Below are 25,131 nucleotides of genomic sequence, written 5' to 3' on the forward strand. Positions count from 1 at the left end.
GATTGCAGGTCTCGAGGAGAGATAGGGATGGCCATGACTCCGGTGGCCTCCCGCGAGGATCAGCTGAAGAGCTTGGGCGGCCCTGCCACCTCGGCCTTTGCGCGTTTGCCCTTTGCGCCAGCACCATTGTCGCTGCCAGCTTGTGACGCACTCCCGCTGGAGTGGCTGGCGGATGCCTTCTTCGCCTTAGCTCGGCGCTTCTGCAACCGCCGCTCGATTGGCGACAGTTTCGCCCCGGCCTCTTGGGCTCCTTCCTCGGCCAGAACAGTTTTCGGTGCAGCGTTCCCACCTACCGGGTCGTCCTTCGGTGCAGCGTTCCCACCGGCCGCCACAGCCTCTTCCGGTGCAGCATCCCCACCGCTGGCTGACGCCGTGCTGGCGCTGTCATCGTCCTCGAGGAGCCAGGAGGCGTCGTTCTTCGGGGCCGGCTCCGGGGTAGGCTTACCGGCCGCATCGGCGGCCTGCTCGCCTTTCGGTGCAGCGTTCCCACCTACCGGGTCTTCCTTCGGCGCAGCATCCCCACCGGCTGTCGCAGCTTCTTTCGGTGCAACATCCCCACCTACCGGCTCATCCTCCGGTGCAGTATTCCCACCGCTGGCTGGTGCAGTGCTGGCGCTGTCATCGTCCTCGAGGAGCCAGGAAGCGTCATGCTTCGGGGCCGGCTCCGGGCTGGGCGCACCGGCCGCGTCGGCGGCCTGCTCGCCTTTGGGTGCAGCGTTCCCACCTACCGGGTCGTCCTTCGGTGCAGCGTTCCCACCGGCCGCCACAGCCTCTTCCGGTGCAGCATCCCCACCGCTGGCTGGTGCAGTGCTGGCGCTGTCATCGTCCTCGAGGAGCCAGGAGGCGTCATCCTTCGAGGCCTGCTCCGGGGTAGGCTTACCGGCCGCATCGGCGGCCTGCTCGCCTTTCGGTGCAGCGTTCCCACCTACCGGGTCTTCCTTCGGCGCAGCATCCCCACCGGCTGTCGCAGCTTCTTTCGGTGCAACATCCCCACCTACCGGCTCATCCTCCGGTGCAGTATTCCCACCGCTGGCTGGTGCAGTGCTGGCGCTGTCATCGTCCTCGAGGAGCCAGGAAGCGTCATGCTTCGGGGCCGGCTCCGGGCTGGGCGCACCGGCCGCGTCGGCGGCCTGCTCGCCTTTCGGTGCAACATCCCCACCTATCGGATCGTCCTTCGGTGCAGCGTTCCCACCGGCAGCCGCAGCCTCTTTCGGTGCAGCATCCCCACCTATCGAGTCGTCCTTCGGTGCAGCATCCCCACCGCTGGCTGGCGCTGTGCTGGCGCTGTCATCGCCCTCGAGGAGCCAGGAGGCGTCATGCTTCGGGGTCGGCTCGCCGGCCGCATCGGCGGCCTGCTCGCCTTTCGGTGCAACATCCCCACCTACCGGGCCATCCTTCGGTGCAGCGTTCCCACCGCTGACTGGCGGCGCTGCATCCTCGAAGCCATCATCCAGCAGCCAGGACACGTCACTTTTCGAGGCCTCATCCTGGGCCGAGATACCCCCAGCGCCAGCGGCTTGCTCTCCTTTCGGTGCAGCATCCCCACCTACTGGCCCATCCTTCGGTGCAGTATCCCCACTGCTGACTGACGCCGTGCTGGCGCTGTCATCATTCTCGAGCAGCCAAGGCGGGCTGTCCTTCTGGGCCTTGCTCGGTGCAGGCTCCTCGCCTTTCGGCGCAACATCCCCACCGCAAGCTGACGACTCCACCTTCCCTGCATCGCCTCCAGGTTGTGATGAGGCGAAGAGGCTGACCTCGCATACCTCGGAGGCAGGGATGCCCTTGGGAATCTGGGCACGCTCTTCACGCTTCCCACTGTCCGCGGTTGGCACGACGCCACTTCCAGCGCTGGAGCGCAGCGGGCCGATCACCGTCACCTCATAGGCAGTCTCCCGCGGATACAGCCCGTGATGCTCCTCGGGCAGCTCGACCGCGATCATGCCTCGGAACTCAATGATGCCGGAGCGCACGCGCCACAGAGCTTGGTCAGCTGGCAGCGTCCACGTCTTGCTCGTCTCACTGCCGTCCGGCACACCCTCAGCTTCGGTCACCAGCCATCCGCGATCATGGAGCGCCTTCAAGAGGATCTGTGTGAACTGCCCAGTCTTGCCCGGGGCGCGATAGCCGCCGCCAAGCGCCTCGGCTACACCCTGCCCCAGCTTGGTCAGGGCGGCTTCACGGATCATCGGCTCGGACAGGTACAGGCGGTCGCCCACGCGAAAGCCCGCCGCCTTCACCCCCTTGGCCAGGCCCTTGACCTGATAAGGCACCAGGGGGATGACGCGCAGGAAGGCATCGATCGCCAGCTCCTCCACATCCACTGACTCCAGAACCTTGCTCTTCTCGGTGCGCGTCGTGAGCCCATCGATTTCCCGTAGCTGCTGGAGGAGGGTGCTCGCCCGACGCAGGCCCTTGTCGGTGAGCCCTGGGAAGGTGCGCGGCATCTTGGAGGGCGAGTGCTCGTACTTGACCGCCAGCAGAAGGATCGCCCGTTCATCATCCGGCAGCTCCCACCAGGCGGGAAACTTCGGCAGGAGTCGACCACCCTCCTTGTCGTGAGGGGAGAGCCGTACCCATTCGCCGTCCAGTTTCGCATGCGAAATCGTCTTGCCGATGTCGTGCGCTGCCGCAGCAAGGGGCAGAAGAGGATCGGCCCCTTCATACTCGAAGGCCTGATCCATGACGCCGAGGTGGTGCTCGAGCAGCGTCGTGCCATGGCCATCCCCGCAGTAGGCGTCAGGGTGTGCTTGCAGGTAGCCCAGCAGCTGGTGAATCAGCGGGAGATGATGGCGGGGCACGTCACCCGCCAGCTGTGCCTTGATCGGCTTGAACTTCACCGGGTCCGGTGTGGGCATGGACGTGATGGTGAGATCCATGCCACGAAACTCGCCCCGGGACTTCGCTCGATAACGACGCACGACCCGGCCGACCAACACCACCATGAGGACGATCAGCGTCCCCACGCCCATGCCGCCAACCAGCCAGGGCCAGACAGCATCGGCCCTGGCCACCACCGCCTCTGTGGCGGCTGAGGCGGCGTTCGCGGGATTGATGTCGCCCCTGTCCGCATCCCAGAAACCACGAGCCTCCAGCCACGCCTGGAGCGCTTCTGGCCCCATGGAGTAGAAGGCCACCATGCCAGCGAGGCTGTAGAAGACCGTCAGGGCAATGACGGATCGCAGGAGAGTCGAGCGATAGCCCATCAGGCTCATATCATGCGCTCCAGACGCCGAATCCGCCGATAGGTGGGCGGGTGAGTGGAGAAAAGCCCCCAGCTGGGTTCGAGGCCAGCTGGCAGGCGGCTTAGGAGATAGCAGCCGGCCACCGCCGTGGTGGCGCGTGCGGCATCGCTGTCAGCGCGATACTCCATGAGGCGCCCCAGGTGCCGGTCAAGCGCCTTGAACAGCCACAGCGCCAGCCGCAAGCCCAGGAAGGCGACGTTGTAATAGAGGCGGCTGACCAGCCCCAGGACAGGCACGGGACGCAGCAGCGTGTGAATCACCAGGGCCACACGGAGCGCCAGCCGCAGGATGAGGTGCTGGGTCCACCACCAGAGATTGGCCGAGGCATCCCCCCGGCGCAGGTGCGATCGCTCGTGCGCCAGCAGCCAGTCAAGCTCTGCCTTGGGCAGGTTCAGGGCAGCCCGCGTCAGAATGACCACCCCACCCGTGGGGCTCGGCATTGCATAGGCCTGAAGGGCAGGGGACTCGTAGACCCAGACCCGATCGGCCAACTCGCGAGCCCCAGGGAACAAGCGGCCAACCCGATAGCTGGCTGGCGCCAGCCGATACCCTAGCCAAGCGAGGACGGACACGGCGGCTCCCGCCAGAATGGCGCCTTGGGCCAGGGTGTGCGCGACGGCCATCTCGCCCGGGGGGCGCAGCAGCTCAAGGGGCACCCCGATGAAGACCACCACGGGCAGCACCACCATGATCGAGTAGCCCACCGCACCAGCGAGACACGCCGACAGGGCGGACAGAAGCGCCAGCACCAGCCAACCCTACCCTTGCCCTTCGGCAAGCATGCGGATGGCCTCTTGCGTGCTGTGGCCCGCCTCGGTGAGCTTCATCAAGCGAGCCTGATCCTTCGGGTTGGTCGAGTAGAGGAAGTACGAGTAGGGGTCGACCACAAACCGGAAGAGACCACCGCCGCTCTCGTGCTTGACGAACACCTCGGAGTAGCCCGCCCCGGGCTTCACGCCTCGCAACATGTCGAACAGGAACTCATCCTCGCCGCCCAGCTTGCCGTTCTTCTCGGCATAGTCCAGCGAGGGGCCGGACTGCTTGAGCACGAACGTCCAGGGCGCGTTATCGAAGGCGGCCTGGGCTGCCGGCGAGAGGTCGGTATCCTTGAAGCCCTGGGTGATAAAGCCGGCACTGCCGTAATACTTACGGATACGGCGGAACGCGGTCTCGATGAACTTGCCGCTCTTGGGGTCCGCCAGCAGATCCCAGGCCTCATCGATCAGCATCATCTTCGGGATGTTGCGGGGGCGCAGGTACATGTCCCGGGTGGTCCGCGCCATCAGCAGCGTCATCACCACGTTGCGCAGCTCACGGTCGACGTTCAGCTCTTCCAGCTCGAGGATCGTGAACTCGTTGGAGAGGTCCAGCTGAGGCTCGCCGTTGAACCAGGCGGCGTGGCGGCCGACCGCATAGGGCTCCAGCTGCAACGCGATGTTCTTGGCCACCCGATCACTGTCTGCCCGCTCCGCCAGCCACTGGTAGACGTGCTTGGTTTCCATGACATCACCATGCCTGTCATGACTCTCCAGGATGGCTTTCTCGATCAGCTGGTACTCGTAGTTGTCCGGCTCCCCAAGCGGGAAAGCCATCTGCGAGATAGCATCCTTGAGGACCGGGATCATCTCAGCGATCTCGCTGCCCCCGTCATCATCATCGAAGCGCTGTTTGCCGCGGATGCCCCAGAAGGGGTTGAGAGACACCGGGTAGTTGGGGTCGAAGCGCAGCTCCTGGCCGCCCAGCAGCTCGCACAGCTCCTTGTAGGAGCCGCCCACGTCGATGATCCGCACCACGCCATCCCGACAGCGCATGTCGGTGACGAACTCGTTGGCCAGGAACGACTTGCCCGCGCCCGAGGTCGCGATGACCGAAAAGTTGTAGGAGGTCGCTGAGTCGAAAATGTCGATGCACGACATTTGCCCCCGGCGCGATACCAGCAGCAGGCCGTTGGCATAGAGGTATGGGTTGCCCTGGGGGTCTTTGCGGACCACCGGGCCATTGCCGCCCCAGTCGCCCTGACAGATCGACGCACAGGCCCCGTTGAGACTCGAGACCATCTGCGCCCGCTGGAGGCCCGAGGTTGGCTTGTCCATGCGCGGGTTGTAGCCCCAGGGGAGCGAGGACAACCAGATCGGCAAGGTGATGTAGCGCTCACGGGACGCCCGGAACCCAGCCTTTCGCCACAGCGAAGAAACGTAGTCGGCATCCGAGGCCGCACGCTCGGGCTCCGTGATGATGTTGATCCCTGACCACATGCGCACCGGGCAGTAGCTCGAGCGAGTGTCATTGAGCAGCTGCTGGGTATCCCGGCGCCGTGTGAACAGGTGGGGCATCATGCCCTTGTACCACTCGGAATCGCTCATGCACTGCTTGGAGATCATCCCCATGCGCATGGTGATGTCGTTTCGCGCCTTCTCGGTCGACGGCTTGTAGATCGTGGTGTGCATCCAGTAGGCCGGCGCGATCCGGTCGGTGGCCGACTTCAGCTCGCCCAGGAGGTCGCCCGTCATGTAGAGCCGCAGGTAGTCCGGGTAGGTGTCGATGGTGATCGGCACCACGTCGACTTCGCGCTCGTCATCGCTGAACTGGATGGCGCCAGACGACTTCACGCGGATTCGGGTCCGCTTGTCGAAAATCGAGTCGACAAAGCTCCCATCCTCCTCCTCGAGGCGCTGAAGCTCACCCGGGACCATCTGCGGGTTAGCGATCCGGCGCAGCACGCGCCGGGCACCCAGCTCGTTCATCAGCGCAGGGCCAAGGCCCATAGACGCGAAGGCCCCCTGCACCGACTGGCGAAACTCGTCGCACATGTGGCGCCAGGAGCGGATCTCTTCCGCGTGCTCCGGGTCACCGTCGAAGGTCATCGTGAAGAAGGCGAAGTAGTGAACCTCGCGAGGGTACAGGCGCTCGTTCGGCAGCAAGCTCTTGTTGTTGGCCGCAGCATCGAGCATGTGCTGGCTGCGCCGCTCCACCAACTCCTTGAGCATGGGGTCTTTGCAGTAGCGCAGCCGCCGTGTCTCCCAGGTCTGGATGCGGTCCTCGATGGCCGGAGAGCTGTGCGCGACGAACTGAATCACCGTGTCAGCTGGCGCCCGGGTAATCAGCGACTCGATCTGCTCCTCGATGTCCTTGCCGGCGACCATGAGCGGGGAGAACTGGATGCCAAACCCCAGCTGAGGGTGCTTGCCATCGTCCCTAACACAGTAGCCATCCTCGTAGTCGAGGTAGGGCAGCAGGGTGGCCGGGTCATCCCGCTCGGTCAGCGCCTCGGCCGCCTGGAGAGGGAGAGCCCGGTCTCCGTAGTCCGGTGCCCCCTGCTGGATCATGCGGCGCAACTGGTGCCGCATGCGGGTCATCGCAGTGATCTTCATCTCACTCCTCCGGGACGATCTGCATTTGCGGCTGGATGCGGTTCGGGTTCGGCTGGCGCCCACGCCCCGCAGGCGCAATGTGCAGCTCGCCTGGCGCAGGCCCGATCATGCCGGCGCCGACGCCTGCCTCGCGCAGCTCGCCATAGCGCCATGAATCGGGAAGGGTGACGTAGAGGTATTCGCCAGAGCGGAGAATCCCATCGTCACCGCGCCACGGGGCTACCCAGATACGCACGGGCTTGCCCGGTTGGTATACCGGCTGGTCAGTGAGACCGCCCCCGCTGTAGGGGCGCCACTGCTCGATCTGCTCCTCCTCAGCCTCGGAAGCGGGCTTCACGCCCTCCATCACTGACTCGCTTGAGCCCTCATTGGCCACGGCCGCGGTGTAGACATCACTGGTGCCCACGCACTCTTCGCCGAGATCGCAATCATGTTTGACGGTGGCGCAGCCGCCGAGGAGCAGCAGGGCGCCCAGGGGGATCAACAGCTTCTTGGTCATCGGGTTACTCCTGGGTCGGCATCTTGTCGGCCAGCTCGTAGGCTTCCCACTCAAGCTGCTGACCTTCCTGGATCACAACGGTCCCGCGGCGGCCAGAGGGAACCTCGATCACCGGGAACATGGATTCGGCTTCTTCGATGTAGCGCTCGGCCAGGATCTCCATGGCACGGCCAGCACCGCCGTACAGGCCCACCTCGCCAACGCTATCGGGGTCAACGGTGGTCACCACGCCACTGCCGGTCACGGCCTGCTCAGCGCCCTGGGCAGCCGTCGCTGCGAGGCTGCTGGCGCCTTCAGCGAAACCAGCCAGCATGGCCTTGCCCAGCAGGGCGCCAGCACGACGCTCAACCTTGCCGCGCAGCCCCAGGCGGCCATCGGAGTCCACGATGTACCCATTGATGGGGGACTCGAGCATCATCCCGGTCTTGGTGTCGACGCAGGAGATCCGGGTGACATTGATGTGCGCCCGCTCGCTCGAGAGATCCCCGTAGCCACCGCCCATGCCAAAGCAGTCGGCGAGGCGATACCGGGCACTACCCGGGAGGAAGGCATCGTTCTGGATGCGGAAGAGCACCGGCTGCGGGTTGTTGCGCGTCCGTTCGGCGGCACCGAAATCGGCGCCGGTCAGCATCGCGACCTCGGAGAACGAGCCCATCGGGAGGAACCCAGCCTTCGGCGGTCCCATATTCTCTTCGTCGTCCTCTTGAGCGACTTCCTCGTTGCGGATGATCCGGGCGTTGGACTCACCGCTCGAGCCATCGAGCACGATGGGATCAGCAGGCTCATCGGGCTGCCGGAGCTGGGGCAGCTGCGAGGGGATGACCCCACCGCTCGAACCGGAAGAGGTCTGCTGGCGCGGGGGCAGGTTGCCTCGGCCTGTGTCGCTGTCACGACGCGCCAGCGGGGGCGGCGGCACCACGCCGGGATCATCGCTGCGCGGCGGCCGGAGGTAATCAGTCGGCGAGCGACTGGCGCTGTTGTCGCTATCGCGTGACCCGGTGCCGATCCGCACCCCAGCATCACCGTCGCTATCCGAGGCGTTCACCAGGCTCTCGCGCAGCTCAGCCATGGTGGTCTGCATCGCTGCGCGCTCGGTCTCCATCGAGGACTTGATCGACTCCAGCTGCTCCATGAACTCTTCGTCACGCTGCTCCTGGCGCTCACGCTGCTGAGCAATCTGCTCATTGGCGTCTCGGAGCTGGCGCTGAAGCCGAGCAATCGTGATTTCCTCGCCCTCGCGAGTGTTCGGCGAGGTGTCTACGAACTCGGGAGGCGGCGGGGCGCGGTCATCATCACTGTTGCGCTCGCTGATTGCCTTACTGGCCACCAGCCACACCACCAGACAGGCAGCCCCTCCATAGAGGAGCCACTTGCGTGTCTGTGCCCGCTCCAGCAAGCCTTGAGACACGATCTTGGACTTGGCCTTGGAGACGGTAGAGGCTTTGCCGCTACCGGCTTCCTCGGGCTGCTGTTTGCCTTGCTCTTCAGCCACGGTCCACCTCCACGACGATCATCCGAGGGTGCTGGCGCTCGCTCACCACATCCCCATCCAGGGAGATGGCCACGACGCCGGCCCGGTAGAAGTCTCGAGGCTCGACCTCCACGGAGGTATCCGCCGACAGGACATAGACATTCACCACATGGCCGGAGCCACGGTATTGGTCCTGGGCAGTGAGCTTGAGGGTGCCGCCGTTGGGCATTTCCATGCGGGCGCTGGACGGGCGGCCCGATGGCTCGAACCCGGCAGGGCGGCCACCCTGGAAAGCGGACAGGATGGTGTCGGCTATCCAGCGATCCTTGGGCCGGCTTTCCTGCTCGGGCTTTTCAGAGAGGTCGGGGGCATTCCGGTAGCGGAATACCTGGGCTTCGATGTCAGCATCCGGCGCCAGCTTCACAGTGAAAGCCTCGCCGCTCTTCAGCTGAACGAAGACAGAGAAGGGCTCTGCATCCTCAGCCGGTCGAATCAACAGGCCCCGCTTACCATCGGTGGGCACGGGGTTATCACGCAGCTCGGCTTCCGGGGGAATCACGATCTGCGAGTACGGCTCGGGGAACACGAGCCGGTTATAGGCATCAGTGGACACAGCCACCGTCTGGACTTCATCGCTGGCGCTGGCGAAGGGGGCGGCGACCATGGCCGCCGCCGCGATCAGCCCCAGCATCTTGGGCTTGTTCATTCTTCCTCCACAGAGAAACCAGCGACGTAGGGCACGCCATCGCTGAAGGCGTAGCGGACCCGGTAGGCAATCGGCCGGTCTTCAACCTGCTCGCTGCCGATCCAGGCGCGAAGCCGTCCTGTGACCCGAACGGTGTCTTCCAGGGCCTCGGTGTGCTCTACGAACAAGGCCTGGGAGCGTTCGGAGTTTTCCAGGTCCGGTAGGCGGCCCTGAAGGTCGTTGCCGACCTTCGCGTACAGGGCCGGGGTCATCCGGTTCTGGAAGCGTGCGTACTGGCTCTCGACGTTGTTCGGGGTCCAGGTGCTGTGCAGCTGGGTGTCAGCCACGGCTATCTCGGTGAGGTAGTCCTCATCGGTGTAGCCGGCGCTGGCGCCCACCTCGACCGGCCCCTCCATGAGGTGCAGGTCATAGGGGACCAGCCGGGTGGGCATGTTGGCACTCAGCTGCACATAGCTCTGCATGACGTAGATCAGCAGCCCAGCCAGGAGCAGGGTGCAGAACATCCAGCCCCGGGCCGCGATCCACTGATTACGGAGTGCGTTGAGGTATTTCATCAGCGGATGTACTCCAGGCGCATGGGACGGGGGGCGTACTTGCCAAGTAACGGGTCAAGCCGCAGCCCCATGCGCCACAAGACGTGCTGAACCTGCCCCCGCTTCTGGCCGGCACGCATCTTCTTGGCCGCCATCATGAGCAAGATCCCGGCCACCAGGCCCGGGATGAAGAACCGCATGATGATCCCCACGCCGATGACCATGATGGCCACGACCACCTCGGTCATTTCCCACGCGAAGATGGGGATTGGCGCGTCGACATCTTGTGGAATCCGATAGGACTCGTTGGACATGACCCGTTACTCCTTCTCAGGTGCCTGAGAACCAGCTGAAGATTTCCTTGATCATGAAGGGGCCGACAGCGAAGGCGCCGGCAATCCCCAGGCCAAGGAAGGCGGGAGCTGCGGACTGGCGACCGAGGCCCACCAGGCAGCCGATGATCAGCGCGAGGATGGAGATGCCGATACCGAACGGGCCATGCGCCAGCTCCTCCACCTTGTCGGCGAAGTCCTGGAACTCGGTGGACTGCGCCCAGGCGGGCATGGCCATGAAAAGCGTGGTGGCCACCAGCAGGGAACGCTCCCCGATGCGCTTCTTGTTGGTCGTCAGCGACTCGCGCAGCTGGGCGAACTTGCTAGGCTTGGTGTCGCGGATCTCGACGGAAGTAGTCATTGGTACTGATCTCCTAGTGTCGCAAGGACTTGGTTTGCGTATTGCTGGCCTACCGGGCTCTCCGGTGACCCTGCGTTGTAAGCGGCCAAGGCCGCTTCCCAGTCGCCATAGCGCGTGATGTTCTCGTAGAGAATCCACGTTCCAACGGCGATGTTCGTACACTCGTTTTCCAGCAGCTCCTGCTCGGTAATCCCCCACTGCTGGAGGTGATTCCGGTTGGTCTCTGGATCGAGCCACCATGTATTGATCTGCATGGCACCGAGGTCATAGGTGCCGTTCCTGTTCGGCCCGATACGGCCGACTGCTTGGCCGCGGCTTCCGCTTTCTTGCTGGCGGACAGCTGCGACTACCTGGATGGGCACCTCGTAGTAGGCGGCGATCTCAACGGCACAATCGGGTAGGGCGAACACTGACGACCTCCTAGCTCTGAGCCTGATCAGCAGCCGACGCCGGCTGGCGCTTGCTTTCGGCGCTGGACTGCGGGGTGGTGTCCTGCCGCTCGGAGGCCGGCTTGGGCGCCTCGAAGGGCGTCAGCATGCGCTCGGCGACCATCGCGGTTGGGGTGACCCGATCCATCACCAGGCCGACTTCCAGGCTCTCCTCAAACCCGCCCTCGGCGCCTGGCTTGGGGATCTTGCGCAGCAGGCCGGTGACGCGACCCTCAACGTGCAGAGCGGTGCCGGCCGAATACTCCGCGAGGCGGTCGACCACACGACCAAAGGCCGCCATGCCGATCACGCCGGTATGCTGGAACGAGCGGCCGAGGTCCGGGCGATCCGGGCCAATCTGGAGGTAGGCGGTGGAGGGCGGCCCCTCCTTCTCCGGGCTCTTCACGCCGCGCAGCAGGCCCACCGCGATGAAGCGGTTGAACAGGTGCTTCTCGATGTTGCCCTCGATCATCGGCGTGGCCGGCTGGATGTTGTTGGCCACCAGCTCAGCGCTCAGGTGCTGCTCGCCGGAAACCTGGGAGCGACGCACAATCCCGCCGACATGGCCGAAAATCTCGATGTAGGAATCCACCGGCAGCTTGGCCGCTCGGTCGGACAGATGCCCCGGGATGCGCACGATGATCTGGTTCACCGACTGGATCAGCGCGTCGGTGGTGCGCTTGTTCTTGCCGACCTTCAGGACCATCAGGCCGGAGCGACCGGGCTCCTTCGGCGGCTCCTTACGGAGGATCTGGGCGTGGGCGATAAAGACGTTCATTGATCTGCCTCCAGGTGAAAAATCTCGGCGCGACGGTTAGCCGCCCGCGCTGTATCGGTCGTGCCGTCAACCAGCTTGGGGTAGGTGCCATGCCCTTCCGTCAGGAAGCGGGCATCAGGCCAGGCCTTGCGTAGCTCACTGGCCATCGCATCGGCTCGGCGTTGGGAGAGGGGACCGTTGTAGGTCTCGGGTCCGATATGGTCGGTGTACCCGACCACGAGCACGCGCCCGGTTAGCGCCTCCCCATCCAGGAAGGACGCAAGCTCTCGCTGGGAGGCCGGGGTCAGGGCGGTGGAGTCGAACTCGAAGTGGAATCGCGCCAGCGGCACGCCATCCAGGGCGTCCTTGTACTCATCCGGCATGGCCGCGTAGCGGGCCTGCCAGTACGCCTCGTCGTAGATGGTGCCGCCCTGGGCATACCGCTCCAGGCCTTTGCCGGCGCCGTAGTACCAGTTGTAAGTACGGTTGGCGTAGACACCCAGGTGCTCATAGCCCGGGACCAGGACATAGCGGCTGGTCAGGGTGTTGTAGGCGTCAGGCAACACCTCCCAACGCTTGGGCTCGTCAGCCGGTGGCTGGGCCACACAGCCAGCGAGGGTGGCCACGAGCGAGGCGGCCAGCACGGGGTTTCGCAAGGACATCAAAGGTTCTCCAGATACTTGATTACCGCCTCGGCCTTCTCATCCACGTCGCCAGTCAGGCTCAGCAGCTCGACACCGGAGCGAGAGACGACAGCAAAGGCTGGGTACTCCCGCAGCTCGGCCCGCTGAGCCAGCCGGATGGCCCGCTCAATGGCCTCAACTGAGCTGCGGTCCTGAATGCGGTCTTCAGAAAAGGGGTTCCAGCGGACTTGGGGAACGTGAAGCTCGAGATGCGCCAGCACCTCATCGAGGTTTTCGAGAGGGACGCCAGTTTTCCCGGCTGTCAGGAACGCCTCACGGACCTCCTCAGCGATCCCCGGGATCTCTCGGGAGGCGTAATAGGTGCGCTCGCGCCAGGCGCGCTCGAGGCTGGTGTGGGAGGGGAGAGGGGCGTAGCGGTACTCAAGCTCGGCGTCTTCGACGGCTGCCTCGATCGCCGGGTGGTGATCACTCATTGCCTGGCAGAACTGGCAATCGAAGCTGGCGAACTCAACCAGCGCGACAGGGCGTGGTTCAGCCGCCGTCGCGCCAGCACTGACCCCCACGGCGAGCAGGGTGGTGGCCAGGGTGCGAAACAGAGCGGGGAATCGACGGGGCGCGAACATCATTCGCCCTCCCCGGTCGGCGCCTCGGGATCGGTGCCTTGCTGGCTCTCAATCCAGGCGTCTTCGTGCAGCAGGCGCCACACGGTAAAGCGGCAGGCGTAGTCGGCAGACTCGAAGCTCTCCTGCACCGAGTCCTGATATTCATTGAAGGTCAGCTGTGTGAGGGACGTTGCCACATTGCCGAACCACAGAACGGGCTGGCAGGTGCGCTCAATACGAGCTTCTGAGTCGGTCGCCAGGACGATCCATGCAACCCATACAAGAATGGCCACGCCGATCAGCGTGCTACCACGAACTCCCATCATATTCCGCCTCCCAGCGGTGCTCTCTCATCAGGTGCCCGAATGGGCCTCGCTGACTGATAGGGCGGCCACTGACACTAAATGGCGGGGGAGGGCGATTTTTTTTCGATCGGCGTTGGATGCGCAGTCATCACGCGCTCTGCGGCAAGGGAGGAGCGCCTGCTGGCGCGGGGTCAGAACAAGGCGAGTTGGTCGGTGGGGGCTGGCGTCGTTGGGGCCGGCGCTGGGGTGGCGCGATCGGGATAGCAGCCTGACGCATCATCAGCGCCAGCAAGCCAAGCCAGGTCTTCTGCCGTCCAGGGCGCATAGGGCGACGGCTGGTAGTTACCCAGCGTTCGGTACAGCTCATGCGATAACTGATACGCCTCTCGGCAAGTACGGTCCATGCGATCACCATTCCTGTCTCGCGCCTTGCGATGCTATCCCAAGGGCCTGAGCTGGCGCGAGCGGGCGGCCCGCGCCAGCCAGCCAGTCAAACGGCGGGGCGGTCGGCCACCAGGAGCACGACCGTCACGCCGGTTCCCGCGAACTCCCCCTGCCGAGGCGCTGACCAGGACACGTCCCAGCCTGGCAGCACGTCCTTGCCGCGCAGGGAGCCCGGGAGCACGGCCACCAGACGACCGCCTGGGGCGACACACTTCGCCGCAGCGGCAAGATGCAGGGCCGCTCGGCCTTGGCTGAAGGGCGGGTTCATCACGACCTTGCTGAAGGCGCCAGCCATGCGCCCATCTTCAGCCCAGGTCAGAAAATCCGCGTGGTGGCAGGTGTAGCCCTTGGCCGCGAGCACCTTGCAGTGAAGGTCCGCCAGCTCCACGCAGGTCGTCTGCGCCTGTGGCAGCCACTCGGCCAGATGGCCCTGCCCTGCACTCGGCTCCAGGATCTTGTCGTGTGGGCGGATCTCGGCGAGGTCCACAGCCTCCTCGGCCACACTCCCCGGGGTCGGGTAATACTGGTGCGAGCGTTGCTCAGGCAGGCAGCCGGTCATCACGAGATGCGCCAGCGCCTCCTCGGGGTCATAGTCGAACTCGAAGGTCGCCATATCGACCTTGGCACCCCCGATGCCCGCCAGGGCCTCCTCGATGGCCTGGCGCTCGCGCTTCGACTGCTGATCGAGCGTGTACCAGGAGAGGCTGAGCTTGCGGCCGTTGAGGCGGGCGTCGGCGATCTGGCTGATCACCGCCGAGGGCAGAGGCATCTGAAGGGCGGCAAAATGCTTCTTGCTGGCGCCAGCAGAGGGCCGCTTGCGGAAGGCAGCCGGGATCGCAGCCGGATACCGGCTCGCCAGAATGGCATTGAGCCGATACGCCAGCTCCGGGTGAACCTCCACATGGCAGGTGCCTTTCTTGTAGAGCTTGAGCCGGATGGCGCCACCATCCAGGTCATGCCATACCCCAAGGCGGCGCTTCACGAGATCCAGGGCCTTGCGGGTCGTCCCCGGCAAGGGCTCCTCGCGCCCCATGAAACGCGCCAGCACAGTGCGGAGGTCGTGGATATAGCCGCAGCGGCGAGAGTCGATGAAGTCCAGCACGTCGAGCAGGCCACCGAAGATCATCTTCTTGCTGAACCCTTCAGGGCGGTTGGTGACATGCTGGCCCGACAGGGCACGGAACACCCCATCTACCTTCTCGGCGAAGAACTCGGCCCGCTGCAACAGCAGTTGCTCCAGGGTGGCCCGAACCGTGGCCTCCTCGAACGCCGGGGCCTTGTGGCGGCGGATCTCGTCATTCCACTCATAGCGCCGATCAGCCGGCATCACGTCGAGCACATCAGTCAGCGCCAGCGTTCGCTGCCACATGTCCGCATCCAGCGCCGCCACGGCACCCTCGACATCGAACAGCCGTGATACCTGATGACCGCCGAATCGGGAGAGGTCGTGCTGGTTCCCCTCCAGGAAGTAGCCCATGGCCGCGCTGTATCCCTCGCCAAGAACGAGGTTGGCCAGTCCCTCGATCTCCGCTTTCCTCGCCTGGCGCTCGCCCACGAGGCCGTCAATGAGGTCGGTGGAGACGGGGGCGAAGAACTCCCCGAGGTCGTCAAGGTATTCGGTGCTGGCGCGAGTATCGATAGCTTCGTGAATCATGCAGGTGTCCTCCCTAGTAGCGCTCGTGCGCCAGCGCGGCGCCGTAGTGTTCCGCGATCAGGCCGTTGATCCGGTCAATGTGGTCGGGGCGCTTCAGCCAGAGGTGAAGGTTCCCGTTCGCAAACCAGCGACAAACCAGCCACTCCGTTTCCAGCTCCCCGGCCCGGTCGCCATCGCCCAGCAAGGCGGCATGGCGCTGCTCTTGCAGGCGGTGAGCCAGCCGCTCCTCATGGGGCACTTGGGACGGCTCCAGGCCCTCCAGCACCAGCAAGATGCGCTCCAGGTCATCCACGCGCTCCCTGGCGCTCCCGAAACTGCGCCAGCCGCCGTGCTCACTGAACGCCTGCTCGACCACCAGCCGCCGCTTGACCTTGAACGCACTGTGGCTGCGATACCGCTTGCAGAGGCTCTGGAACAGCTCGACCACCCCGCGCCGGAATACCTCATGGCGTGTCTCGAACAGGGCCACAAAGGTCGATTGCACGTTCTCCCGGTTCAACGGCAGGGGGTCATCATTGAGCTGGCGCTGCACCTCCTGCTTGTCCTGGGCGGTCATCACGTCACCCAGGCCGGAGCTATCGAGCAACCAGCGCCAGCCATTGGCATCGAAGGTCTGCCGTGCCTCGTTGGCGATCCGGTCACAGAACGCCTCGGGGCGAACGCTGAGATCGTGCCAGGTCAGGTGCCGGAGCATGGAAGCAAACCGGAAGCTGCTGATGGGCATGAGGGAGGCGGCCTCGGCCAGTTGCGCCGCTGCACCCTGCGCCAGCGCCAGCGCCTTTTCTCGACGCGCCAGCAGGTCATCCATGGCGCCCAGGGCGGGGGACGGGAGCTGCGTCGTGTCTTGCTGCATCGGTAGCGGCCTCGCTGCGTTGTCGGTACGATGTAAACACCTTACGGCATACAAAGTGTTTACAGCAAGCATTTTTCGCGTGCAAAGCACACTTTCTCAGGAGGGCAAATGGAAGATCGGGACATCAGCAAGGGACAGCTATACGCTGCCCTGGCGAGGCTTAGGCTTCGCGGAAGGGCCTGTGATGCTGCCGTTGAGGTGATCGAGGGAGTGTGCGCTACCTATGCCGAGGCCGCGCAACGCCACGGCATCAGCCGGGCGGCTGTCTCACAAGCCGCTAAGCGTATTCGGGCCGAGGTCGATCGAGCGTTCGTCACGGTCGAGGTCAGATTGCCGCACGACTGCGCGAGCGAGCTGGAGGCGTGGGTCAACGCCAAAGGGGGCAGCGTGTCGCCCACCGACAAGCCCGATTGAGGATGCTGGGTGCTGAGTTACCCAGGGCAGCAGGAGGCGTTGTGATGGGTAGTCGAGACAAGATCGCTCACTGGGGACTGGGAGCCGTGGCGGCTGGCGCACTATGGATGCCAATGACCATGCTGGCGCAGGCCAGCCCAGCGTCACAGGGCGAGCAGGCCCTGGCGCATGGCGAGTCTCGCGCCCTGGAGAGGCAAGCCCGAGGCATCGGTCATCAGGCGTCCCGTCAGGGGGAGCAACGGCAAGCTGAGGAGAGGCGAGAGTGGCTGACGGATCAGGAGCGGCGACTTCAGGCGGCACCGCCAGTGGAAGGGAGGCTCAACGGTATCATCGCGCCCGAGGACAACGGGCGCGACCCTGGAAGGTGAGGGCTATGGGGCCTTGCGCTGCTGTGCGATCAGGTCGGCTGCATCCATGATTTCGCCAGCGGTGAAGTACATTTCCTTGGCCGAGGCCCCCAGATAGCCGATTGGCTTGGGGAGGTGAACACCGTACAGCGGCTGGTCGTGACGCACCGCTTCCTTCAGCTCCGCAACCCGCACATTGAGGATGCGGGCTGCGTTGGCTACGCCAATCCTTGTCGAACGAAAGTCGGCCATGCCGTTATCCCCTCCTCGGTAGTCGAGCCTGACGTGATCAGGCCGCAGGATGCCGAGCGGCATGGCGCGTGGCAAGTCACAGCGAGGCTTCGCTGCCATCTCTGACTGCGGGCCGATACCGGCTCAGAACGCCCTCCAGGTCATCGGGGATCTCCAGACACGAGCGAAGATCGCATTGGGCGTGGATCAGTAGCGCCAGCTTCGGCGTCCACTCAGGCAGCCCGAGGTGGCCGATGTACTCCTCTGCCACCGGGCCAGCCAGGAACTCGGCTGCGGAATACTGGTGCTTGAGGTTGTCGCTCTTCAGGTCATCAATGGCCTTCAGGAATACCTGAGAGAGAAGCTGGCGCTCGGGCAGGGTTTCCTGTCCCCCAGGAGTGCCAACGGCAACATGGTGGCCGGGGATCAACACACTGGCGAGGGTCGAAGTGAGGCTTTCCATGGTCTTGCTACTCCCCTCCTGCGGTGGACGCCTTGTTGCTCACAGAACCGTCGATCGCTGCCATCACGTCCATGGGGCGCGATACGCGATCGAAACGGGCCTCACTGGTGCCTGTGCCAGCGGCGGACATTTCCACGGTGCCATAGCCCAGCAACCGCCCCATGATGGTCTGGTTCACCTCTGTTGAGCGGATGTGGTGGATGTGAAGCGGCGTCACGCGCCGAGCGATGATCCCATGGCGCTCAATGACGCGATCCGGCTCGATGACGTACTTGTGAGCCAGTCGCTGGTAGGCCACGTTCAGCAGCCCCCAGGCAGCTACCCCCATCCCGGCCCAGGTAAGGGCGGCAGTCAGCGGCGAGGCGGGGTTCACCCCGGCCAACGTGAATGGGGCGTCGGGGGCAAAATACAGCGCCGCCCCCACGGGGATGAGCAGCCAGTAGCCCAGCAAGGCACGGTGGCTGACTCGATAGGTGATGCTCGTACTCATCGAACTATGCTCCGGCTTGGGCCACCTCCGCTTTTTCAAGCCGGTGGCGCAGTTGTGAATGAACTGTCTCAACGTGGAACAGCTCAATTTGGTCGTCAGGCCAGCGGATCAGCACGAAGCCATCGCGCAGCAGGTGTGTGAGAGGGGTAGGGCCACGAATGACCGGGGAGGGAGTGCTGTCGATGCAGCGCAGCTCCCAGCGGCGAGTCGAGCGGTCATAGAGGAGCGCGGCGTTTTCCTCGCCGCCAGGCCACTCAAGGTTGCAGTCGCGGGCAAGACGCCTGACTAACTGCCGGGCCTGGCGGGTACTACGCTCGCTCATACACGACCTCCAGCCCCCAGACTCGCTCCACCGCGCTTTCGATCTCCTGCCTCACGCGATCCATCGTCAGTAATCGCGCCCCCTCCTGGTCGATCCCCAGCACGAGTTTCCCGTTGCGCTCCTGCATTGAGGCCCGTCCCACAACGAGCCTCGACAGCAGGGAAAGGTCGGCTTCTGCCTCCTGAATCAACGTGTCAGAGTCCATTATAAAGCCTTATCTATACAATACGACGTTTTTTAGTTAAGTCCACCCGGCGCATTGGCGGTCGCCTTGCCAGGCCATGCGGTTGCGGTATCAGACCAACGCCTTTGCGGTACACTCGCTTTTGCGGTTTCGCATGCGAAATCCTGACCCGAGGCAAGCATACTGATACTCAAAAGATGCCGCAGCGGCTTGAGCTGTAAATCGTCGTATTGTATAATTACAAGTATCGAGCCACATTGCTCGGGATCACAACCAAGGGAGAGAAGACAATGATGATCAAGCGCACATTCCAAGGTCTGGCTGCCACTTCCCTGCTCGTTCTGGCGACAGGCTGTGCCGTGCCGCAAAGCGCAGGACACCTCCAGGGGGCCGCAGCCAATGCCATCGGCGGCGTTGCCGACGCCATCAGCGGCCGCAGCTCCAATAGCGCCAGTGCCGCAGGCGCACGGGCAGCGGGACAAATGGGCGGCGTTCGTGGACTGGTCAATGGCGGCAGCGCGGGCATGAGCGGTGCCGCCTACGGCGCGGCTGGCGCAACGGCGCTGGGCGTGGTCGATAAGGGGATGCGCGGGGCTTTCGCCGCCATGCAAGGTGATCCCGAGGTGGGGTTCGAGGACGTAGCCAACATGCAGCAGAATGTCACCAAGAGCGATCCGTATGTGGACGCCGAAGGTCGCACCTGCATCGACTACCAGATCAGCGTCACAGGCGGCCCCGAGGACAGCGAGCAGAACGTCACCACTTGCCAGAACGCAAAGGGTGATTGGGAGAAAGTCTGATCGAGCTAGGGGCCGCGTCCAGCGCGGCCCCAAACTGAAAGGAGAGCATCATGGGCGATGACACCCTCAACACCTCACGTTTCACCAAGCCTGCCCTGGATATGACCCGGCTTGAGGCATACACGATGGTCGCCATGCACGCGATCCTGCTTGGCGAGGGAGGGGGCCAGCTCAGCCCCGAGGAAGTCGGAGAGAACGCGGCTGCCATGGCCGAGGCATCCCTTTCGGCTGCCTCTGACACTCTGGATGAACAAGCCAGAGAGTGATGCTCGACGCGGCACAATAGCGTAGCCGCCCATGAATGTGACCCACCTTGACCGGGCAGCCGTCTCACCGCGGCTGCCCGGTTTCCGTTGGCCCCGCCTTCTTGCTTGGGAGCGTCCCGCCCTGAGCACCACGCTCTGATTTCGCATGCGGAACTGGATCACCCCGCCCTGGGGAACCCCACGCCGATTTCGCATGCGAAATCGCTACTCCCTCTGAGGTGACGGTCACGCCCCTACCCTGCTGTGACACAGGCCCTCCTTGGGCCGGGATCGACGCCTCGGGCTCTTGGCATAGTCCTATATCTGGGACTATAATAGAGCCACATCCATTCGGCGGACAGGTGAACGCATGGCATCTCCATTGGCTTTTGCCTCCATCAATCAGGCCCAGCGCATGGTGGCCTTGAGGACTTTCCACCTCCCGGAAGAGGAAGCGGAAACCGTGGCCATCCTGCTGGCTAATCGCGTGATCAAAGGGGCAAGCGCCCATCGAGAATGGTTCGTCATATCCGCCGACTTTCCACGGGACTGCGCGGCGCATTACCCGAGTGAGGCCGCGCATGTCGATCTGCCGGTGTTGTGCGCCCTCGCCAAGGAAGCACGCAGCGCTGGCCATCAGTGGCTCATGCTCGACCCCGATGCGCGTCCCGTTCCTGGACTTCCCATCCACGACTGGAAAGCCACGTTTTGCAGCGAGGCTGCTGCGTAACTCTGCATCACGGAGCGATCTCATGACCGATCACAACCAGAACATTCCGCTGCGAGGCCGCAAGGCTTCCCATGAGCACCCGCAATTCCCCCGTCAGGACTGGCAGCTCGAATACCAGAACGGCGACACACAGCTCTCCTACTGGGACTGGGTTGCCAAGGTTCGCGAGGAAACACGGAGCCTCCATCACCATGCTGGCATTTGAACAAGCCCCCTCGGCGAATTGTGCCGAGGCACCCTCGACCCTCATGAGCATCCTGGAACGTCTGCTGAGTGAGCTGACACCGAAAGGGATCGGCAAGCTGGTCAACGGATCGCTCGAGCGCGTCACCCTCGGAACAGGCTGGCAGCAGCGGCAACCAGTCAGCCTCGAGGAGCTGGTGGGCGCCCTCGGGCAACAGCGCAAAGGCACGCTGACCCTCACCACCGAATCGGGTGAGACAGCCTCGCTGACCGTCGAGCCCGGCCGGCGCCTCCCCATCACCTCCATGCAGGCCTCCTGCTCGGCAGTCCTCCTGTCGGTGGTCGACGCCTGGGAAGCCTGCTGCTGGGACGCGAGGTGACCTCGTTTCCATGCTTTCCACGCCTTTCCATGCCCGGTGGCCACGCGGCCTGGATAGCCGGAAAGGCCTGCCGAGCCCCATGGGCTCGGCCTTTCCATCCATCAGACACGAGAAATGGCACATGACGATGAAGACGGATGCTGTTCGCCGCCAGCTTAGCCTTCACACCCCGTTCGACCGCCTCAAGCGCACTGACCAGAAGAAGGCGATCAACCGTTTCCTCGAGGGGGAGAGCTTCGACAGCGTTGCCAGAAAAGTGAGCCAGTGGGCTGAAGCATCCAACAAGAAAGCCAGCACCGCGGCCAATAGCCAATGAGCCAGCTGAACGCCTAAGGAGGCCTTCCCACATGAGCACGAGTCGCATCCTGGACAAGATCCAGAAGTGCATGAGCCTCGCCAGCAGCGACAACCCGGCAGAGGCGGCTGCCGCGCTGCGTCAGGCCCAGAAGCTGATGGAGAAGCACAACCTGACCGCTTCAGACCTGTCGTTGCACACCGTCAGCGAGGCCGAGGCGCGGGGCGCGTCTCGTGCGAAGTCACTGCCAGCCTGGGTGGTCTTCCTGAGAAGCACCATCGGTGAGGTGTTCGGCGTGCAAGTCATGAATCGCTACCAGAAGCTCGGTGGCGTCTGGCAGAACTGGGCCGTCTTCGTCGGCATCGGCGAGAAACCCCAGGCGGCCCAATACTGCTATGAGGTGCTGTTCCGGCAGATCAGCGCTGACCGTAACCGCTACAGGAAGGAGCTGCACCCGCGCATGGCGCCTCGTCGGAAAAGCCGCCATTGCGACCTGTTCTGCGAGTCGTGGGTACAAGCCGTGCGCTCCAAGGTGGAGGCCATTGCGATCAGCGAGCAGGACCGCGACGTGATCGAGCGTTTCAAAGAGAAGACCTACGGCGAGCTGGAAAAAGCCGAGTGGCGCGAGCAGCCGCCAGCCAGCAGCGAACAGGAGATCCATGCGATCCGTTCGGGTCGCGAGGCTGGGGAAGCCGCACAGCTGTTCCGCGGCGTCGGAGCACAGCCGGCCCCGGCACAGATCCACCTCAAAGAGGGCGCTCTGTAGAGCGCCTGGAGCAACCGCGACCATGAACGACGCTATGCAGCGACTGCGGCGGAAGCTGCGAGGAGCCAAGACACACGCGACCCGCAGCACCTACGATGATGACCTCGAGCAGCAGCAGGCCATGCTGGAGATATACCCGGTGTCGCGCTGCAACTCGTGCGGCAACGTCGCCTACCCATTGAGCTGCTACTGCACCAATCCAGGCTGCGCTGACTACGCTCGGCGTGACCATCCGCTCCTCGGCAACGTGACCCTTGGCCACATCAACTTCCAGGGCCAGTGGCTCACGCCAGGCGAACACTTCTGCTGGATCGACCAGCACACACCACCACAGGGATAGGGCGCTACCTATGTCACGACACGGCTTTTTCAAGGTGATGCACGACCCCACCGAGAACCAGGAAGACCTCACCGACCTCATTGGCTACGACCTTTACGACTGGCTCAGCCATGGCGTGGTCGGCTACGACGAGCCCCTGGGGACGTTCTTCTTCAACCTCGAGGGCAGCTGGATCTTCGGGATAGAGGGGGAGGAGATACCGACCATCGGCCTGCTGCAAGCCATCCTCTCGGCGGTCTTCCGGGGCGCAGAACTGCCCTTCAACCAGGAAGGCCTGAGAACGATAGCAGAGGAGGTCGAGGGCTCGCCTGCCGTACTCTCGCCGGCAGAGGCCGCGGATCTGTCCAACAGCGTCTCGGCATCGTATCTTGAGGAGCGGGTCGCGCTGGCCAACTACTTCCGCGGTGAGCCTGAGGCCGCTACCTTGCGCAGCGATGCTGAGGACTCGGCCTCGGCCCCCGAGGCCGCGTCGGAACCCGCTGAAGCGCCGGATAAGCCCAAGCGTGGCTTTCTGAGCAAGGCCCTACATTCCCTCTTCACGAACCGATAATCCCTGATGCCCAAGCCCTCCAACCTCATAGACTCCTGGCTCCACGTCGCCACCGCTGGCGGCACGCACCCCAAGTCGGAGGCTCTGGCCCAGCTCAACCGCGACCTGGGCACCAAGTACCGTCCGAACCGGCTCTATGAATGGCGGGCTGGCACCTTTCCGGTGCCGTCTCATGTGCAGGCCTACATGCTCCATGCCGCGCTCAGCTGGATCATTCAGGAGGAGGGCGGCAACGTGCCAGAGGATGACGCTGGATTCACCGACCGGGTGCTTCAGCGCATGCTCCCCCCGCCAAGGGCGAAGTAGCGCCTTCCGCTGCATCTCAGCCCATTCTCACGTTGGGCAGCTCATCCCATGAGGTCAGGAACCGCGGCGTCTGCCGTGCATGCCGCTGGCGCCAGCGCTCATCCTGACGGCGGCCCCCAAGCGTCACCGTGCCCCGGCCGAACTCGCGGTTGAGGGCATCCATCACGCCCATCACCTTCGCCGACTGCTGGCGCTCGGCTTCCGTCTGCTGTCCCTCGAGCCAATCGAGCTGCATGCCTTCACGATCCGCGAGGTCGACCATCATGACGCCTGCCTTGGCATAGAGCAGCCCTGGCCGGTAGATGGCCTCCAGGGCGCGTTGTGCCGCAGCGACGATGAGCCGGCTGTCATCGGTCGGCCGCGGTAGGGAAAGGGTCAGGCTAGGAAAGTCCTGGGGGAGGTCGCTGCGAAACCGCGGCGTCGACAGAAACACCATCACGGCCCGCGCCACGGACTGCTGGCGCCGCACCTTCTCCGCGCCAGCCTGCGCATGCGATCGAACGGCCTCGCGAAGATCCTCGAGGCGGCCGGTGGCCCCACCGAACGTGCGGCTGGTCATGATGTTCTGCCGCTTCTGGTCGATGTCGTCCAAGCGGATGACATCCTGGCCGCGCAGCTCCCATAGGGTCCGCTCGAGCACGATACCGAAGCGCCTGCGGATCTCGCTGGGATTGGCCTCGCGAAGATCCAGGGCGGTATGGATGCGCAGTCGCGCCAGCTTCTCGCCAGTCCGGCTCGCCACGCCCCACACATCCGTCACGGGCATGCGCCCCAGGTGAGCCCGGGTCGCCGGGTGGTCAGCCTCGAGAACGCAGATACCCCCATAGGCGGGTTGCTTCTTGGCGATGCCGGTGGCCACCTTCGCCAGGGTGCGCGAGGGCGCTACGCCGATCGATACCGGGATGCCCGTGCAGCGCTGAACCTGCTGGCGCAGATCGCGGGAATGCGATTGCAGAACCTCGAGAGAAAGGCCCGACATGTCGATGAACTGCTCATCGATTGAGTACGGCTCAACGGGGCCGGTGAAGGCCTGCATGGTGGCCACCACGCGCCGTGAGCACTCCCCGAACAGCGGATAGGCCGAACTCAGCAGCACGGTCTGCCGGCGCACCTCATGAGGCAGCTGGAATACCGGCGTGCCGTTGGCCACCCCCATCGCCTTCAGCTCGTTCGACCGCGCCACGATGCAGCCATCTCCCGAGGAGAGCACCCCTACAGGCCGCCCCGCCAGCTCCGGCATGAACACTCGGAAGCAGCTGACGTAGAAGTTGTTGCAGTCGCAGTGTCCGATCATCACCGGCCTCGGCGACGATGGGAATGGATGTTGTGGGTGACCACGCCCCAGGTCTCACACTCCACGCCACGCAGCGCGATAGGCGGATACTCGGGATTCCCCGACAGCAACGCCGGCTGACCATGCCACCGGCCCAGCTGCTTGCAGGTCAGCTCCCCGTCGAGGGCGACCACGATGATGTCACCCGTCACAGGCGCCAGCGATCGATCAACGATAAGCAGGTCCGAGTCATGGATGCCGTGACCCACCATGCTGTCGCCCTTGGCCCGACAGAAGTAGCTGGCGCTGGGGTGAGGGATCAGGTGCTCGGTGAGGTCCAGGACACGATCAAGCTCCGCATCCGCGTGGATGGGAAACCCGGCCCGCACCTCCCCAGCCATCAACGGCAGGGCATGGCGAGACTCACCGGCTGACTGGCCCAGGATCTCGAGGCCCCAGGCGGTAACGTCATCATGCTGAAGGGGTGGCATGGCTCTCTCCCAATACTGTACATGCGCACAGTATCAGAGAGTCGGCGGGGATGTGGCAAGGCGACGGTGCCTGACGGGAAAGATCGATGCTCAGCACTCCCGGCCCAAGGGAAGCGCTG

At 64.3% G+C, this 25,131-nt stretch carries 36 protein-coding genes; 12 read left to right on the top strand and 24 right to left on the bottom strand.

What is annotated here, in order from left to right; all coding sequences use genetic code 11:
* Window positions 1–59 precede the first annotated feature (59 nt).
* From ACPF7Z_RS08505 to ACPF7Z_RS08585, 17 genes are all read right to left on the bottom strand, one after another.
* Window positions 60–3,212 (bottom strand): hypothetical protein, encoded by a 3,153-nt coding sequence (locus ACPF7Z_RS08505; protein ID WP_425192832.1) that lies wholly within the window; start codon window positions 3,210–3,212, stop codon window positions 60–62.
* Window positions 3,209–3,991 (bottom strand): M48 family metallopeptidase, encoded by a 783-nt coding sequence (locus ACPF7Z_RS08510; protein ID WP_425192833.1) that lies wholly within the window; start codon window positions 3,989–3,991, stop codon window positions 3,209–3,211. The genes ACPF7Z_RS08505 and ACPF7Z_RS08510 overlap by 4 nt, the downstream gene beginning before the upstream one ends.
* 9 nt (window positions 3,992–4,000) lie before the next feature.
* Window positions 4,001–6,613, bottom strand: coding sequence for a TraC family protein (locus ACPF7Z_RS08515; RefSeq protein ID WP_425192834.1), 2,613 nt, complete (start codon window positions 6,611–6,613; stop codon window positions 4,001–4,003).
* Window position 6,614: 1 nt separating this feature from the next.
* On the bottom strand, window positions 6,615–7,112 hold the full coding sequence (locus ACPF7Z_RS08520; protein ID WP_074211719.1) for a TraV family lipoprotein: 498 nt from the start codon (window positions 7,110–7,112) through the stop codon (window positions 6,615–6,617).
* Window positions 7,113–7,116: 4 nt separating this feature from the next.
* Window positions 7,117–8,604 (bottom strand): TrbI/VirB10 family protein, encoded by a 1,488-nt coding sequence (locus ACPF7Z_RS08525; RefSeq protein WP_425192835.1) that lies wholly within the window; start codon window positions 8,602–8,604, stop codon window positions 7,117–7,119.
* Entirely contained in the window at window positions 8,597–9,289 is a 693-nt protein-coding gene (locus ACPF7Z_RS08530) for a hypothetical protein (protein ID WP_425192836.1), read from the bottom strand. Before ACPF7Z_RS08530 ends, ACPF7Z_RS08525 begins: the two co-directional genes overlap by 8 nt.
* The gene (locus ACPF7Z_RS08535; RefSeq protein WP_022524275.1) at window positions 9,286–9,843 is read right to left on the bottom strand and encodes a TraE/TraK family type IV conjugative transfer system protein; all 558 of its coding nucleotides are present in this window, start codon (window positions 9,841–9,843) and stop codon (window positions 9,286–9,288) included. The genes ACPF7Z_RS08530 and ACPF7Z_RS08535 overlap by 4 nt, the downstream gene beginning before the upstream one ends.
* Window positions 9,843–10,136: a type IV conjugative transfer system protein TraL gene (gene traL, locus ACPF7Z_RS08540; protein ID WP_022524274.1), complete on the bottom strand. Its 294-nt coding sequence runs from the start codon at window positions 10,134–10,136 to the stop codon at window positions 9,843–9,845. Before traL ends, ACPF7Z_RS08535 begins: the two co-directional genes overlap by 1 nt.
* Window positions 10,137–10,152: 16 nt before the next feature.
* Window positions 10,153–10,515, bottom strand: coding sequence for a TrbC/VirB2 family protein (locus ACPF7Z_RS08545; RefSeq protein WP_022524273.1), 363 nt, complete (start codon window positions 10,513–10,515; stop codon window positions 10,153–10,155).
* Window positions 10,512–10,925 (bottom strand): lytic transglycosylase domain-containing protein, encoded by a 414-nt coding sequence (locus ACPF7Z_RS08550; protein ID WP_425192837.1) that lies wholly within the window; start codon window positions 10,923–10,925, stop codon window positions 10,512–10,514. The genes ACPF7Z_RS08545 and ACPF7Z_RS08550 overlap by 4 nt, the downstream gene beginning before the upstream one ends.
* 10 nt (window positions 10,926–10,935) lie before the next feature.
* On the bottom strand, window positions 10,936–11,721 hold the full coding sequence (locus ACPF7Z_RS08555; protein ID WP_425192838.1) for a hypothetical protein: 786 nt from the start codon (window positions 11,719–11,721) through the stop codon (window positions 10,936–10,938).
* Window positions 11,718–12,362, bottom strand: a complete 645-nt coding sequence (locus ACPF7Z_RS08560) for an OmpA family protein (RefSeq protein ID WP_425192839.1) — start codon at window positions 12,360–12,362, stop codon at window positions 11,718–11,720. Before ACPF7Z_RS08560 ends, ACPF7Z_RS08555 begins: the two co-directional genes overlap by 4 nt.
* Window positions 12,362–12,970 carry a DsbA family protein gene (locus ACPF7Z_RS08565; RefSeq protein WP_179931201.1) on the bottom strand — a complete coding sequence of 203 codons (609 nt, stop codon included), beginning with the start codon at window positions 12,968–12,970 and terminating at the stop codon, window positions 12,362–12,364. The genes ACPF7Z_RS08560 and ACPF7Z_RS08565 overlap by 1 nt, the downstream gene beginning before the upstream one ends.
* Complete coding sequence (locus ACPF7Z_RS08570) at window positions 12,967–13,272, bottom strand: hypothetical protein (RefSeq protein WP_074211726.1); 306 nt, start codon at window positions 13,270–13,272, stop codon at window positions 12,967–12,969. The genes ACPF7Z_RS08565 and ACPF7Z_RS08570 overlap by 4 nt, the downstream gene beginning before the upstream one ends.
* Before the next feature lie 170 nt (window positions 13,273–13,442).
* Window positions 13,443–13,655 (bottom strand): hypothetical protein, encoded by a 213-nt coding sequence (locus ACPF7Z_RS08575; protein WP_022524267.1) that lies wholly within the window; start codon window positions 13,653–13,655, stop codon window positions 13,443–13,445.
* Window positions 13,656–13,741: 86 nt separating this feature from the next.
* Window positions 13,742–15,349, bottom strand: coding sequence for a DUF4942 domain-containing protein (locus ACPF7Z_RS08580; protein WP_425192840.1), 1,608 nt, complete (start codon window positions 15,347–15,349; stop codon window positions 13,742–13,744).
* 13 nt (window positions 15,350–15,362) lie between these two features.
* Window positions 15,363–16,202: a DUF4942 domain-containing protein gene (locus ACPF7Z_RS08585; RefSeq protein WP_074211728.1), complete on the bottom strand. Its 840-nt coding sequence runs from the start codon at window positions 16,200–16,202 to the stop codon at window positions 15,363–15,365.
* A gap of 108 nt (window positions 16,203–16,310) precedes the next feature.
* Here ACPF7Z_RS08585 and ACPF7Z_RS08590 point away from each other — a divergent pair, with 108 nt between their 5' ends.
* Together ACPF7Z_RS08590 and ACPF7Z_RS08595 are read left to right on the top strand one after the other, a co-directional pair.
* Complete coding sequence (locus ACPF7Z_RS08590) at window positions 16,311–16,616, top strand: hypothetical protein (RefSeq protein ID WP_425192841.1); 306 nt, start codon at window positions 16,311–16,313, stop codon at window positions 16,614–16,616.
* Window positions 16,617–16,660: 44 nt separating this feature from the next.
* The gene (locus tag ACPF7Z_RS08595; RefSeq protein WP_425192842.1) at window positions 16,661–16,984 is read left to right on the top strand and encodes a hypothetical protein; all 324 of its coding nucleotides are present in this window, start codon (window positions 16,661–16,663) and stop codon (window positions 16,982–16,984) included.
* 3 nt (window positions 16,985–16,987) lie between these two features.
* Here ACPF7Z_RS08595 and ACPF7Z_RS08600 read toward each other — a convergent pair whose 3' ends face one another.
* From ACPF7Z_RS08600 to ACPF7Z_RS08620, 5 genes are all read right to left on the bottom strand, one after another.
* Window positions 16,988–17,215 (bottom strand): hypothetical protein, encoded by a 228-nt coding sequence (locus tag ACPF7Z_RS08600; RefSeq protein ID WP_425192843.1) that lies wholly within the window; start codon window positions 17,213–17,215, stop codon window positions 16,988–16,990.
* A 76-nt stretch (window positions 17,216–17,291) separates the two neighbouring features.
* Complete coding sequence (locus ACPF7Z_RS08605; protein WP_425192844.1) at window positions 17,292–17,657, bottom strand: hypothetical protein; 366 nt, start codon at window positions 17,655–17,657, stop codon at window positions 17,292–17,294.
* A gap of 7 nt (window positions 17,658–17,664) precedes the next feature.
* Complete coding sequence (locus ACPF7Z_RS08610) at window positions 17,665–18,147, bottom strand: PH domain-containing protein (protein ID WP_425192845.1); 483 nt, start codon at window positions 18,145–18,147, stop codon at window positions 17,665–17,667.
* Between the two features lie 4 nt (window positions 18,148–18,151).
* Window positions 18,152–18,469, bottom strand: a complete 318-nt coding sequence (locus ACPF7Z_RS08615; protein ID WP_022524259.1) for a hypothetical protein — start codon at window positions 18,467–18,469, stop codon at window positions 18,152–18,154.
* Window positions 18,456–18,611 (bottom strand): hypothetical protein, encoded by a 156-nt coding sequence (locus tag ACPF7Z_RS08620; protein WP_425192846.1) that lies wholly within the window; start codon window positions 18,609–18,611, stop codon window positions 18,456–18,458. Before ACPF7Z_RS08620 ends, ACPF7Z_RS08615 begins: the two co-directional genes overlap by 14 nt.
* Window positions 18,612–18,946: 335 nt before the next feature.
* On the opposite strand from ACPF7Z_RS08620, the gene ACPF7Z_RS08625 reads away from it, so the two are divergent.
* The 10 genes from ACPF7Z_RS08625 (at window position 18,947) to ACPF7Z_RS08670 (ending at window position 23,248) form a co-directional block, all read left to right on the top strand.
* Complete coding sequence (locus ACPF7Z_RS08625; protein ID WP_425192847.1) at window positions 18,947–19,453, top strand: hypothetical protein; 507 nt, start codon at window positions 18,947–18,949, stop codon at window positions 19,451–19,453.
* 50 nt (window positions 19,454–19,503) lie between these two features.
* Window positions 19,504–19,719, top strand: coding sequence for a hypothetical protein (locus tag ACPF7Z_RS08630; RefSeq protein WP_022524256.1), 216 nt, complete (start codon window positions 19,504–19,506; stop codon window positions 19,717–19,719).
* A gap of 349 nt (window positions 19,720–20,068) precedes the next feature.
* The gene (locus tag ACPF7Z_RS08635; protein WP_074211735.1) at window positions 20,069–20,428 is read left to right on the top strand and encodes a hypothetical protein; all 360 of its coding nucleotides are present in this window, start codon (window positions 20,069–20,071) and stop codon (window positions 20,426–20,428) included.
* A gap of 22 nt (window positions 20,429–20,450) precedes the next feature.
* A complete protein-coding gene (locus ACPF7Z_RS08640) occupies window positions 20,451–20,633 on the top strand; it encodes a hypothetical protein (protein ID WP_022524254.1) in 183 nt (60 codons plus the stop codon).
* Window positions 20,634–20,676: 43 nt separating this feature from the next.
* The gene (locus tag ACPF7Z_RS08645) at window positions 20,677–20,991 is read left to right on the top strand and encodes a hypothetical protein (protein ID WP_425192848.1); all 315 of its coding nucleotides are present in this window, start codon (window positions 20,677–20,679) and stop codon (window positions 20,989–20,991) included.
* Between the two features lie 121 nt (window positions 20,992–21,112).
* Window positions 21,113–21,307, top strand: coding sequence for a hypothetical protein (locus ACPF7Z_RS08650; protein WP_074211737.1), 195 nt, complete (start codon window positions 21,113–21,115; stop codon window positions 21,305–21,307).
* Between the two features lie 31 nt (window positions 21,308–21,338).
* Window positions 21,339–22,052, top strand: coding sequence for a DUF7168 domain-containing protein (locus ACPF7Z_RS08655; RefSeq protein ID WP_425192849.1), 714 nt, complete (start codon window positions 21,339–21,341; stop codon window positions 22,050–22,052).
* Window positions 22,053–22,074: 22 nt separating this feature from the next.
* On the top strand, window positions 22,075–22,392 hold the full coding sequence (locus ACPF7Z_RS08660) for a hypothetical protein (protein WP_425192850.1): 318 nt from the start codon (window positions 22,075–22,077) through the stop codon (window positions 22,390–22,392).
* A 10-nt stretch (window positions 22,393–22,402) separates the two neighbouring features.
* The gene (locus ACPF7Z_RS08665) at window positions 22,403–22,942 is read left to right on the top strand and encodes a hypothetical protein (protein ID WP_425192851.1); all 540 of its coding nucleotides are present in this window, start codon (window positions 22,403–22,405) and stop codon (window positions 22,940–22,942) included.
* Between the two features lie 6 nt (window positions 22,943–22,948).
* Complete coding sequence (locus tag ACPF7Z_RS08670) at window positions 22,949–23,248, top strand: hypothetical protein (RefSeq protein WP_022524249.1); 300 nt, start codon at window positions 22,949–22,951, stop codon at window positions 23,246–23,248.
* Window positions 23,249–23,264: 16 nt separating this feature from the next.
* On the opposite strand, the gene ACPF7Z_RS08675 is transcribed toward ACPF7Z_RS08670, so the two are convergent.
* Both ACPF7Z_RS08675 and ACPF7Z_RS08680 read right to left on the bottom strand, forming a co-directional pair.
* Window positions 23,265–24,542, bottom strand: a complete 1,278-nt coding sequence (locus tag ACPF7Z_RS08675; RefSeq protein WP_425192852.1) for a Y-family DNA polymerase — start codon at window positions 24,540–24,542, stop codon at window positions 23,265–23,267.
* On the bottom strand, window positions 24,542–25,012 hold the full coding sequence (locus ACPF7Z_RS08680) for a LexA family protein (protein ID WP_228219475.1): 471 nt from the start codon (window positions 25,010–25,012) through the stop codon (window positions 24,542–24,544). Before ACPF7Z_RS08680 ends, ACPF7Z_RS08675 begins: the two co-directional genes overlap by 1 nt.
* Window positions 25,013–25,131 lie beyond the last annotated feature (119 nt).

The sequence above is a fragment of the Halomonas sp. GXIMD04776 genome (assembly GCF_049808615.1).
Lineage (GTDB): Bacteria > Pseudomonadota > Gammaproteobacteria > Pseudomonadales > Halomonadaceae > Modicisalibacter.